The sequence below is a fragment of the Synechococcus sp. MIT S9451 genome, from assembly GCF_047304725.1.
Taxonomy (GTDB): Bacteria; Cyanobacteriota; Cyanobacteriia; order PCC-6307; family Cyanobiaceae; genus Synechococcus_C.
Map to the genome: position 1 here is coordinate 1,193,700 of NZ_CP138971.1, position 10,145 is coordinate 1,203,844.

15 protein-coding genes are annotated in these 10,145 nt (G+C 52.7%); 9 read left to right on the forward strand and 6 right to left on the reverse strand.

Annotated elements, in window-relative coordinates:
* The first annotated feature begins 13 nt into the window (after nucleotides 1-13).
* The 7 genes from SIB72_RS05945 (at nucleotide 14) to SIB72_RS05975 (ending at nucleotide 5,151) form a co-directional block, all read left to right on the forward strand.
* Nucleotides 14-1,378 (forward strand): MBL fold metallo-hydrolase, encoded by a 1,365-nt coding sequence (locus SIB72_RS05945; RefSeq protein WP_413744953.1) that lies wholly within the window; start codon nucleotides 14-16, stop codon nucleotides 1,376-1,378.
* A 128-nt stretch (nucleotides 1,379-1,506) separates the two neighbouring features.
* Nucleotides 1,507-1,593, forward strand: coding sequence for a hypothetical protein (locus SIB72_RS05950; RefSeq protein WP_413745057.1), 87 nt, complete (start codon nucleotides 1,507-1,509; stop codon nucleotides 1,591-1,593).
* Nucleotides 1,594-1,676: 83 nt separating this feature from the next.
* The gene (locus SIB72_RS05955) at nucleotides 1,677-2,033 is read left to right on the forward strand and encodes a hypothetical protein (RefSeq protein WP_413744954.1); all 357 of its coding nucleotides are present in this window, start codon (nucleotides 1,677-1,679) and stop codon (nucleotides 2,031-2,033) included.
* Nucleotides 2,034-2,233: 200 nt separating this feature from the next.
* A complete protein-coding gene (locus tag SIB72_RS05960) occupies nucleotides 2,234-2,389 on the forward strand; it encodes a hypothetical protein (protein WP_413744955.1) in 156 nt (51 codons plus the stop codon).
* A gap of 64 nt (nucleotides 2,390-2,453) precedes the next feature.
* Nucleotides 2,454-3,338: a hypothetical protein gene (locus SIB72_RS05965; RefSeq protein ID WP_413744956.1), complete on the forward strand. Its 885-nt coding sequence runs from the start codon at nucleotides 2,454-2,456 to the stop codon at nucleotides 3,336-3,338.
* Between the two features lie 113 nt (nucleotides 3,339-3,451).
* On the forward strand, nucleotides 3,452-4,108 hold the full coding sequence (locus SIB72_RS05970) for a DNA-3-methyladenine glycosylase (RefSeq protein ID WP_413745058.1): 657 nt from the start codon (nucleotides 3,452-3,454) through the stop codon (nucleotides 4,106-4,108).
* Nucleotides 4,105-5,151, forward strand: coding sequence for an aspartate carbamoyltransferase catalytic subunit (locus SIB72_RS05975; protein ID WP_413744957.1), 1,047 nt, complete (start codon nucleotides 4,105-4,107; stop codon nucleotides 5,149-5,151). The genes SIB72_RS05970 and SIB72_RS05975 overlap by 4 nt, the downstream gene beginning before the upstream one ends.
* Here SIB72_RS05975 and SIB72_RS05980 read toward each other — a convergent pair.
* The 5 genes from SIB72_RS05980 to SIB72_RS06000 form a co-directional block, all read right to left on the reverse strand.
* Nucleotides 5,094-6,608: an NAD(P)/FAD-dependent oxidoreductase gene (locus tag SIB72_RS05980; RefSeq protein WP_413744958.1), complete on the reverse strand. Its 1,515-nt coding sequence runs from the start codon at nucleotides 6,606-6,608 to the stop codon at nucleotides 5,094-5,096. The genes SIB72_RS05975 and SIB72_RS05980 overlap by 58 nt on opposite strands.
* 119 nt (nucleotides 6,609-6,727) lie before the next feature.
* Nucleotides 6,728-7,069: a DUF565 domain-containing protein gene (locus SIB72_RS05985; protein WP_413744959.1), complete on the reverse strand. Its 342-nt coding sequence runs from the start codon at nucleotides 7,067-7,069 to the stop codon at nucleotides 6,728-6,730.
* Between the two features lie 251 nt (nucleotides 7,070-7,320).
* On the reverse strand, nucleotides 7,321-7,521 hold the full coding sequence (locus SIB72_RS05990; RefSeq protein WP_007099795.1) for a hypothetical protein: 201 nt from the start codon (nucleotides 7,519-7,521) through the stop codon (nucleotides 7,321-7,323).
* A 28-nt stretch (nucleotides 7,522-7,549) separates the two neighbouring features.
* Entirely contained in the window at nucleotides 7,550-7,720 is a 171-nt protein-coding gene (locus SIB72_RS05995; protein WP_413744960.1) for a hypothetical protein, read from the reverse strand.
* Nucleotides 7,721-7,746: 26 nt separating this feature from the next.
* Entirely contained in the window at nucleotides 7,747-7,911 is a 165-nt protein-coding gene (locus SIB72_RS06000) for a PCP reductase family protein (protein WP_115120041.1), read from the reverse strand.
* Nucleotides 7,912-8,451: 540 nt separating this feature from the next.
* Between SIB72_RS06000 and SIB72_RS06005 the strand changes: the two genes are divergently transcribed.
* A complete protein-coding gene (locus SIB72_RS06005; RefSeq protein WP_413744961.1) occupies nucleotides 8,452-8,697 on the forward strand; it encodes a hypothetical protein in 246 nt (81 codons plus the stop codon).
* A gap of 215 nt (nucleotides 8,698-8,912) precedes the next feature.
* Nucleotides 8,913-9,140 (forward strand): hypothetical protein, encoded by a 228-nt coding sequence (locus SIB72_RS06010; protein WP_413744962.1) that lies wholly within the window; start codon nucleotides 8,913-8,915, stop codon nucleotides 9,138-9,140.
* Between the two features lie 93 nt (nucleotides 9,141-9,233).
* On the opposite strand, the gene SIB72_RS06015 is transcribed toward SIB72_RS06010, so the two are convergent.
* Nucleotides 9,234-9,431, reverse strand: a complete 198-nt coding sequence (locus SIB72_RS06015; protein WP_413744963.1) for a hypothetical protein — start codon at nucleotides 9,429-9,431, stop codon at nucleotides 9,234-9,236.
* Between the last annotated feature and the right edge of the window lie 714 nt (nucleotides 9,432-10,145).

The window sequence follows — 10,145 nt, forward strand, 5'->3', positions numbered from 1 at the left end:
TTGCTCCGCTGCAATGGTAGAAGTTGAAACCATCGGCAATGCAACTTTGATCGTGTCTGAAGGGGGGGAGCCCCTCTTGGCTACCGATGTATGGCTTGATGAGGATCCAGCATATTTTGGTTCATGGGTCCTCTCGCATAAAGTTCCCGAGGAACAAAGATTCAAGCTTGCAAAGTGTAAGTTTATATTCATATCACATTTTCATCCCGATCATCTAAACCTTGCTTCTTTGCGGCATTTTAAAGGTGCGACAATACTTCTCGCCCAGCATTATGGATCGCGGGTTGAGCGAGAACTCCGTTCTGCTGGCTTTACTGTATTAAACCTTCCTTCTGCTAAGTGGATTTCTCTAGGTGCGAGAACCAGAGTAATGCTGTTTAGCAACGAGCTCCAGGACTCTGCGTTGATGGTAGAAGTTAATGATGGAAAGTCTAAATCTTTGCTGGTTAATCTTAATGACTCGGGGGCAATAGGTTTCGTTACTTCGGTTTCTCGTCTGGCTGCTTCATATGAAAACTCGATTTATCTTGCTCTTCATGGTTATGGAGATGCAGACATGATTAATTTGTTTGATGAAAATGGGTGCCAAATCCCTCCAGTCGCTGCAAATAAATTTCCAGTAGGCAGGGACTTTAGCGCCTATATGAAGAAATTTAAGTGCAATATTGCAGTGCCATTTAGTTCCTTCCATCAGTATCAACGCCGTGACTCCTGGTGGGCTAATGAATACATAACTCCCACTTCTGCGTACTCAGAGGGTTTTTCTGGAGATGGGGGAAAGCGTATTTATCCTCCTTTTCAGCGGATTCTATTTGAGGGTGGTGAGATTAAATTCTATTCTATAAACCCACCTGAAAAGGTTTTAGATGCCCCTGTTGACGAGGCGGCATTCGGTGATAGCTGGTCGGACAAGCTCACTGACCGAGATATTGGTTTGTGTAAGCAGTATTTCAATTCGATCTCATCCCTATCTAGAAGCTTTAGGTCTATAAGCTTGCTTGTCGGTGACAGTAAGGCTAGCGTCTTGTCAGATGGTAGAGGGTCTGTCGATCTTCAATTTGAGGTGCCAAGGAAATCTTTAATGAGGGCTGTTAAAAGAGAAATATTTGACGATCTCTTGATAGGTAACTTTATGAAAACTACTATTGCTGGAGCCAATAACTTATACTTCCCCGACTTCACTTTGTCGGTCGCAAAATATTCCGATAATGGCGGCGTCAAGTTGTCGGATCAGCTCAAGGACTATTTTGCTTTTTATAGGGGCAATAGATCTATGGCTGATCGTCTGGAGATGCGAGTTGGTCGCGCGAGAGGTTTTATTTCTGCGTCTATTTCTGGCGAAGTCAGAAATGCGCTGAAGAAGTTGATCCGTAAGTAAGGATTGCTTTCGATTCCTCAAGCCACTCCCATAGTCACCAATCCATCGCAAAGAATTACACAGCTCTGCCCCACGCCTTCTCCTGCCGTCCAGCGGAGGTCGTTGCCCCTGAGCTGATTGGTTGCAGGTTGGTCAAACGCAAGCCCTCTGGTGCGTTGTTCAGGGGCGTGATTGTGGGAACGGAGGCGTATTTCCAGGATGTACCTTGCCATTAAAGGGGTTAGGCATTTCCTAAGCGCTGCTTGTTGCCAATCCTTTTTGGGTCATAAAGAAAAAGTCAAAGAAACTTGACTGAGTTATGACCGAATTGGAAAAGTCTGAAAAGGATGCCAAAAGAGCAGGTGTCAATTTAGTTGTAATGGGTGTTCTTCACCTCTTCTTCGCATTTTTTGCCTCCCTTGGGTACGCGATTTATCTTGATTATTGGAAGCCATTTTTGGTGGCTACGCTGACCGCGATTGTATCTATTGTCGCTGCCGCTATTGTTGGAGGGATTCTTGGGGCTGTTATTGGTGCAGCTGGTGGCTCTGACGATGCCGCAGGGCTGATTGGGCTTGTGGTGGGTGTTCTGTTCGGTTACATCGCCCCTTTGGCTTCTTTCCTGATTTTTAGAATAAAAGTTCTAGCTCTTCGTGATCGCATAGGGAGTGTGTGAGTAGAGGTGGGTTGAGTCTGAGATTATGGGGTAGGTGACTACTTGGCTTGCATCAGCCACCCAGCCTATTACCAAGGATTTCCCAGCCCTACACAAATCCTTCTTCTGCTGAAGAGAAGATGTTGCTTGAATATCTCAGCATTCTGCCGTGAAGCGATTGCTGAGAAGCTGGAGCGATTGGATCGCCTGGAGGTGGTCAAATGAAGACCATCACCATTCGGCTACCTGATGTGGAGGTGGCGATGTTTGAAGAGCTGAGAAAATCTGGTGGTGCTTATGCACGCCTTGGTCAAGCTATTGCTCAAGCTGTAAGACAAGAATATGGCAAACTTCTAAAGCTAGGTGGAAATCGCTGATCTTTAGTAATTAACCTGATGCGCTCGAGCGGGTTGTGATAAAATTGAAAAAGTTGCACCATAAATGATGATTCCGCGTGCCAAGTCTGTTGCGAAGTGGCTGATTAAAAATTCTCTACCTTGTGGAATAGTGGCTTTATTAGAGCGCTGTAGAGTATATCTCGATACATCATTCGCGAATGAAGAGGCGACACTTGATGCGCTTGCTAGTGAGATCGGATTAATAAATCCGCTTGAGCAGCCACGTGCCAGTTGGGTTGTTGATATTGGTGCCAGCGATGGCGTCAGCCAGTCTTCAACGAACAAATATGCGTATATTTATGGCTGGAGCGGATGTATGATTGAGTGCGACTCCCTGAAATTTTCGTCGCTCTCAACCCTTTATTCTAATCGCGAGAATATTTCCCTCGTAAGGGCGAAGGTCAGCCCGTATAATATTGTAAATATTCTCAAGGCTTGCGATGTGCCTCAAGACTTTCAGATTCTGAATCTTGATATTGACTCTTGGGATTTATTCGTTATTGAATCGTTGCTCAAGTCTGGCTACTTGCCTTCGCTCATAACTATGGAGATTAACGAAAAGATTCCCGAAGGCGTAATCTTTTCTGTCAGATATAATCACGAGCACGTTCATCGGGGTGATCACTTTTATGGCTGCTCTATTGCGGCTGCTTGTGCCGTCGTAAAGAAATTTGGTTATTCTTTGGCTGCTGTTGAATGGAATAACGCTTTCTTTGTGAAGCAGAGCGTTGCTCCTGCTTTGCCTGATTTGTCAGCATCGGAAGCATTTCGTATGGGTTATTTTGCGCGGGAAGATCGCTTGTCGGTTTTTCCTTGGAACGCAAATGTTGATTTCTGGCATTCTCTTGAGCCAGAGCAGGCGCTAAGTGAAATTAAAAGTTACTGTTCTGAATACGCCGATAATCTTTATGACCTGAGGCTCGCTTGAATTGTCATGTTCCCAGCAATCTGCGTCTGGAGTTTAATTGTTTATAGATCATTTAATGCAATCCCCGTGGTTGTCTTTTATTGCCAATCCACGCCATCTGCTAAGCCACTCCCATAGCCACCACGCCCTCCCAATCCCTCCCAATCCCTCCCAATCCCTCCCAATCCCTCCCTCAATCCTTCTTCTGCCGTCCAGCGGAGGTCGTTGCCCCTGAGCTGATTGGCTGCCGGTTGGTGAAACGCCAAACAGACGGCAGCCTGCTCTGGGGTGTGGTGGTGGAAACGGAGGCGTATTCACAGGATGAACCTGCCTGCCACGGCTACCGGCGCCGCTCACCGCAGAACGAAACCCTGTTTGGCGAGCCAGGGCGGTTTTATGTGTATGTGAGCTATGGCATCCACCACTGCGTGAATGTGGTGACTCACCGCTCTGAATGGGCTAACGGGGTACTTCTTCGCGCGATTGCTCTCCCTGCTGAGCCTGAAAGGGTTGCGGCCGGTCCGGGGCTTCTTGCACGTCGTTTCGGGATCGATCGCAGTGATGACAGCTGCTCAGTTTGTGGTGAGAATGAGTTGTGGCTGGCGCCGCGACCAGCAGCACTCGAGCAGCCTGTGCTTGTGACGACCACCCGGATCGGAATCTCCCAGGGGCATGAGTTGCCCTGGCGCTGGTATCTCCAGGCGAGCCGCAGCGTTAGTAAGCGGGCCCGTGGTGATCGGCTCCCGCCTGTTTCCGCTGCCTGGATGCCCGATGGAGCCGTAACGGCATGAGCAGCTGGAGCCATCGCCACATCCTCGATCTGGCGGCGTTCTCTCGCGACGATTTCGCGATGGTGTTGGAGCTTGCCCAACGCTTCCGCTCCATGCCCTTAACCGGAGCGCGCAAGTTGCCGGCGTTGCAGGGCAGGCTGGTTGCCACCTTGTTTTTTGAACCCAGCACACGCACCCGAAGCAGCTTTGAGTTGGCTGCCAAGCGTCTTTCTGCGGATGTTCAGAGCTTCGCGCCAGCCAGTAGTTCCTTGAGCAAGGGTGAATCACTGCTCGACACGGCGCGCACCTATGTGGCCATGGGGGCGGATGTGCTGGTGGTGCGTCATCAGTGCACCAGTGTTCCTCAGCAGCTGGCGGAATCGCTCGAAGCGTCCGGTGAACGCACGATGGTGCTCAACGGCGGCGATGGGCTGCATAGCCATCCCAGCCAGGGATTGCTCGATCTCTACACCTTGGCCCATTATTTCGATCCTCAAGGGGCATCGATCGATGCCCTTGAGGGCAAACGTTTGTTGATTGTGGGAGACATCCTTCATTCCCGCGTGGCCCGTTCCAATCTCTGGGCACTCACTGCCTGTGGTGTGGATGTGACCCTTTGCGGACCGCCGAGTTTGCTCCCCGAGAGCTTTGCCCGCTTTGTGGATGCGCCTCCCCCTGGTCAGCAGTGGGATCCGGTACCCCAACGTGGCAGGGTCAGCGTGGAGCGAGATCTCGACACCGCTTTGGCTGGGGTGGATGCGGTGATGACCTTGCGTCTTCAAAAAGAACGCATGCGCCAGCATCTGCTCACCGATCTCGATCGCTATCACCGCGCCTATGGCCTCAGCCATCAACGTTTGCAGCGGTGTGGTGCTGATATTCCTGTTCTCCACCCAGGACCCGTCAACCGTGGGGTGGAGATGAGTGGCTCCCTTCTTGATGACACATCCCGCTGTTTGGTCGAGGAGCAGGTGCGCAACGGCATCCCAGTGCGCATGGCCCTGCTTTATCTCATGGCAGCTGCAGAATCGTCGGTGGAGCCTTCTGACGTGTCTGCGGGATGATCCTGATGGCCTGACACCTGATTGGAGTAGTACTCCATGGCGGCCTTCAAGGCAGCATCGGGCGCCGAGATCGAGGGGCCTGTGCCTCCGCTCTGCATCGGGAAAGGTGCATCTGGAGCATCCAGGCCGATGTGCTGGCTAGGCATGCCAGTGAGCAGCATGGATGCTCGTTGTTGTGATGTCACCGCAAAGATCCACTTGATCAGAAGGGTCAAGCGGTTTTCACGCTCGGGCATGAAGGCGAGGTGGGCCAGTGCCCAGAGGATCCAGCCAATCCCGCCGCTGAATTTCAAGCCACGCAGATCGGCGACTGCGTCGACCCGGTCGAGCACGGCCATGCTGCCGAAATCAAACCAGTTGAAGTTCGGGCGAGGTCTTTGAGCCACGATGGCGCCAATGTCTTTGCCCACGAAACCTCCCGCCTGGGTGGCAGGTCCGGCCATGCCAGGAAGTGGGTTGCCGCTGCTGGTGTGGAGGTAGGAGCAAAGATCCCCCACTACCCGAATCTCCGGATGGCTTTGGATCGAGAAGTCTGGTTCGACAACCACTCGACCGGCTCGGTCGAGTTCGCAATCGATTGCTTCGGCCAGTTTTCGGCCAAGGTGAGAAGGGCGCACCCCAGCGGTCCAGATCACGGTGGCCGCCTGGATGAGCAGGTCACCCTCCGGGGTGCTCATCGTCACTTCGCCCGGTTGCATCGTTTGCACCCGAGCCTTGAATTGCACTTCCACTCCAAGCTTTTCGAGGCTGCTCTGCGCCGCCTTTGACAACGACTCCGGCATCGCCTTGAGCAGCCTGTCTCCTGGGTCTACCAGCACGATTCGCGTGTCCTCGGTGTTCAATTGCTTGAACTCGCGACGCATCGCGTTGCGCATCAGTTCCGACACCGCACCAGCCATTTCACAGCCGGTGGGCCCACCTCCAACAATGACAACGGTCTGGAGGAACTTGCGGGCCGCAGGATCCGGTGATTGTTCTGCCTGCTCAATCGCCATCAACAGACGTCGACGGATTTCTTCAGCGTGCTCGAGGATCTTCATTGGGGGCGCAAAGGTGCGCCACTGCTCATGGCCGAAGAAGGTGCTTCCGGAGCCCGTGGCCAGAACCAGATGGTCGTAGCTGTAGGCCCTGGAGTTGAAAATGATTTGTTTGCTTTCAGGCTTGAGATTGGTGACCTCGCCCAGCAGCACCTGAACGTTGTTTTGTTTGCCCACGAGCTGACGAAGTGGGGTGGCAACATCACCACGAGAGACCAGGCCAGTGGCGACCTGGTACAGCAGGGGCTGAAACAGATTGAAGTTGCGCTTGTCGATCAAGGTGATGCGCACATCAGCCTTGGCAAGGGCCTTGCAGGCCCTGACGCCTGCAAATCCACCTCCCACGATCACAACGTGGGGCGCATCGCGGAGCCTCTCTTCTGGTGGCTCTAGCTCGAGGAAGAAATGCTCTGCTGCCATCAACCCTGTAGCAACGGTCCTATCCCGAAGGGTATGGACGTTGTTAGGAAATGACCGTTTTGCTTTGAAACTTCGGAATTGATCCGGATGCAAGGCGTGCGCGTTGTGATGGGCTCTGTTCAGAGCAATTTGAAGCCTTCCAGCAGCAGGCCGTAGAGCAAGCCGATTCTCATCATATCGATCATTTGCAGGCCTAAAAGGGTCTCGGTTCGCTTCGGCCATGGCCGGCGGATCCTGACCAGCAGTTCCCAGAAGGCCACTGTGATGAGAGCAGCCACAGGATCCATCAGCGCGCTGGCGCCTGCGATCGACCCCACGGAACTTCCGATCAGGAAGCTGGCAAGCATCAAGATCAGCAGCAAGGAGGCTCGTCGCCATGGGTTGTCTGCCCAGCGCTGCAGTCGCCCCCACCAATCACCCAAGCTTCTTTGCAGCTGAGTTGTCTGTAAACGTTGACTCATCGCTCTCCGGCACCATGCGGAAGGATCCGGTCAATCCCGTGGAAAAAGAGGCAGGGATGACAGTAGATGATCCCCATCACCCGACCCAGTGCCCTGCCATTAGCTATATACACCATTTCTGGTGTTCGTGCCGTAACGATGCACTACGGGTGGGGGTAAAGAGGGCTCGACTGTTGAAGTCCTTGGCCCGCCGTCAGCACGCATGTCCCAAGCAAACCTCCCCACGAGGGGCTTGGCAAGGGGGCGATTGCTTATTTCGACTCTGCTTTGGCCTTCCTGGATCCCTTCCCTTCCAGTAGCTCGAGCAGGGCTTCCATCTGAGCCATCACACCACGCACTTCGCCTGCTTCTGGCAGCAGCCCGTCCTCCATCACGCCTTGGTGCATTTCTCGCAGCTCCTGACGGATGTAGCGCAGGTGGCTGACTACCTGCTCTCGCTTCGACTGCGACATGAGGGAAAAGCTACTAATGCCCTCCCTTTTACCTCATGATCCGTCCTTGCGGATGGCGTTTGCTGTTCAGCGTTCCTGCCAGAGCGATCAGTCCGAAGGTGACGAGGGCGGTTGGCCTGGCCAGCACCGTGGCTGCCACGAGTGTGCTGAGCGCTGTGAGCAGGGGGAGTCGCGGCCGGCGCGTTAGGGATCGGGCCAATGTTGATGGCCGTCGCTTGGCCATGGTTATCCCCTTTTGTTGAACTGGGCGCGGGCTTCGGCATACACATCAGCATCGATCACGTTGATGCCGGCGGCATTGGCGATTGATTCGATTTTCTTGCGCACGGCAGGACGCACAAAGAAAGGAACTTCCTTCAGGGCTTGTTCCGCTTCGCTGCTCCACTCCATGCTCTTATCAATCTTCGCCTTAATTAAGAGACTAAAGGATCCAGTGCTTGAAGGGCATCATCTTTGAGTTCTTTTGCTGCCACTGGCATTTGGGCGCTGATTGAGTGTGATTTAGTGTTCTCGCTTCTGTCTGCCCTTCTCGCTGGGAGGGGAGGCTGTTCTGGGGCCTGCCCGCCTGAATGTGCTGCACAGTTGTTGCTGCACGGTTGTTGCTCACACTTGTTGCTCACGCTGCGATCAACTCTCGCCACGGCGGCCTCCTTTCTCTGATGGCAATGGCAGGATGCGATTCACGCATTGGTTGTGATTGTGTCGTGAGCAGTGATGTTTTGTTTTGGGATGATCGGTGTGAGGAAGTTTGGATGGTTTCCTTGTGAGGCTGGGGTTATTGAAGATGGTGGCAAAAGGTTGTAAGGAAATGTTCGCATCTATGTATGCTTTGTGCGTTGAGATGGGCCGTATGTCGCCAGTGCTTGGCTCAATTGATGAGGGTTAGCCGTTGGCTCGATTTAACCTGGAGGTTGTGGTTCTCCTGGCTCTATGGCTGAACTAGCACTCCGCTTTAAAGCGCTCGTTGCTCAATCGATGACGGGGCTGATGAGTAAAGCATTGGTCTGCGCAATGCTTTCTTTGATCAGTGCTGTCTATGCGCGAAAGATGTTTTTAGGTTCAGCAGATGTGCTGAGTATGGGGATTGCCGTCTTGCCAATGGTTGTTGTGTCCTTGGGTTTTTTCATCGTTCTGATTAACATTGCTTTGGGTTCTGAAGGTGAGAAAATTGTCTAGCTCTATTTTGCTCGCGCCTAGGAGTCTCGCCTTGGCGTTTATTTTTTTTATGGGCTCAGCTTTCCATTGCCTTGATTGGTTGGGTGTAGAAAGAACTGTTGAGTGGGGAATGGGAATGGTATTTGCATTTGCGATGATGATCTCTCTGGTTTTTTGGTATAAGAAGCTTGTCCGTCTTAATATTTTAAAATTTATCTCTTGATGTTCGCGTTGAAGTGATCTCTTCCGGCGGCCTCTTGGCTGAATGCCTTGATGCTGTGATTGCGTTGGCCTTGTTGGTGTGCGGCTGTTTGTTGAGCCTGCATGGGTTGGCTCCACGACGCGTTGCGGCCCTGCGTCGCATCGTTGGGTGTGTGGTCTGGATGCTGCATCAGGCGTTACCCAACTCTTCTCTGTCCCTCAACTGCGTTCCTGCAGTGGATCTCATCCAGAGCCGTGCCTGATCCTGCGAAGCGCTCAAAGTCTCGATCTTGAGCCTCGATTTCAGCAAGATCCTGCTGATCATGCTTGAAAGTGCGATGGCTCTGCAGCCAATCTCAACGACTTTGTTCCCGTGTTGGTCGTTGAGATCGTGATTGCATCTCACCTCCCTTCGAGGCGAGTGTTGTGGTCTGGATGGCTGGCTGATCGGCAAGCATGAGCTGCTTCAGGCGGTTGTATCCCATCTCATACGCAACCATTCGTTGCTCAGCCAGCTCCTGGAGTCGCTCAGCATCTCGATACGTGGAACGCATGGCTGATAGCTCCGCATGCATTTCAGCAGATAGGCCAAGCTCTACAAGCTGGTCACTGTTGTCGTCGAGCATCAAGTTGCAAACATGATGGATGTCTAAGGGCCGGTTTTGCTTCAATCTGTTCTGGCTAGGCATCTTGGTGGATCCAGTTTTGAGCACGCGTGAGTGAAGAGTTGAGGCTGATGCTGTCAGCTATTGGTACGGCAAGTTGCACTTTTTTGTTGGCAGCTCATGCTTCCGCGTTGCAGTCACCTTCGGCTGAAAGTAAACGTTCCTCTGCTTTGTGGTCTCCACACCAGTTCACGATCAAGTCGACCAGGGTCAGCCAAGACCATGCAGGTTGTCGTGCAGCCTCGCTGGCCAGGTCATTGCATCGAACAACATCCTGCAGGAATGCAGGCTCTCCCCTGCCAATCGCTTGAGGTATCGCCTCGTGATCAGTGAGGTGGTGGTCACGAGCCATCAGCTCTTGTTCCTGCTCTGATCATTTGTATCTGGCAGCAGCGAAGTCAACGCATCATTCAATGCAATGCCGTGTTGCCGACTTTTCATCTGGCAAGCGTTGACCAGCCCGCGGAAGATCAACAGTGTTATCGGCTGTGGATGGTCAAGACTGCAGGCCAGTCACTGTGATGGCCTTGTCGTGTCATCAATCTGTTTCTCACGGTTGGCACTCTGCGCGCGTCGATTGCCGCCTTGGAGTTTCAGTCGCTC

What these genes read in the sequence shown, in the direction of transcription:
- SIB72_RS05985 (WP_413744959.1), bottom strand. Translation starts at nt 7,069, where the DNA reads ATGAGTCAACGTTTACAGACAACTCAGCTGCAAAGAAGCTTGGGTGAT.
- SIB72_RS05975 (WP_413744957.1), top strand. Translation starts at nt 4,105, where the DNA reads ATGAGCAGCTGGAGCCATCGCCACATCCTCGATCTGGCGGCGTTCTCT.
- SIB72_RS05990 (WP_007099795.1), bottom strand. Translation starts at nt 7,521, where the DNA reads ATGTCGCAGTCGAAGCGAGAGCAGGTAGTCAGCCACCTGCGCTACATC.
- SIB72_RS05960 (WP_413744955.1), top strand. Translation starts at nt 2,234, where the DNA reads ATGAAGACCATCACCATTCGGCTACCTGATGTGGAGGTGGCGATGTTT.
- SIB72_RS06005 (WP_413744961.1), top strand. Translation starts at nt 8,452, where the DNA reads ATGGCTGAACTAGCACTCCGCTTTAAAGCGCTCGTTGCTCAATCGATG.
- SIB72_RS05945 (WP_413744953.1), top strand. Translation starts at nt 14, where the DNA reads ATGGTAGAAGTTGAAACCATCGGCAATGCAACTTTGATCGTGTCTGAA.
- SIB72_RS06015 (WP_413744963.1), bottom strand. Translation starts at nt 9,431, where the DNA reads ATGCGTTCCACGTATCGAGATGCTGAGCGACTCCAGGAGCTGGCTGAG.
- SIB72_RS06000 (WP_115120041.1), bottom strand. Translation starts at nt 7,911, where the DNA reads ATGGAGTGGAGCAGCGAAGCGGAACAAGCCCTGAAGGAAGTTCCTTTC.
- SIB72_RS05965 (WP_413744956.1), top strand. Translation starts at nt 2,454, where the DNA reads ATGATGATTCCGCGTGCCAAGTCTGTTGCGAAGTGGCTGATTAAAAAT.
- SIB72_RS05980 (WP_413744958.1), bottom strand. Translation starts at nt 6,608, where the DNA reads ATGGCAGCAGAGCATTTCTTCCTCGAGCTAGAGCCACCAGAAGAGAGG.
- SIB72_RS05955 (WP_413744954.1), top strand. Translation starts at nt 1,677, where the DNA reads ATGACCGAATTGGAAAAGTCTGAAAAGGATGCCAAAAGAGCAGGTGTC.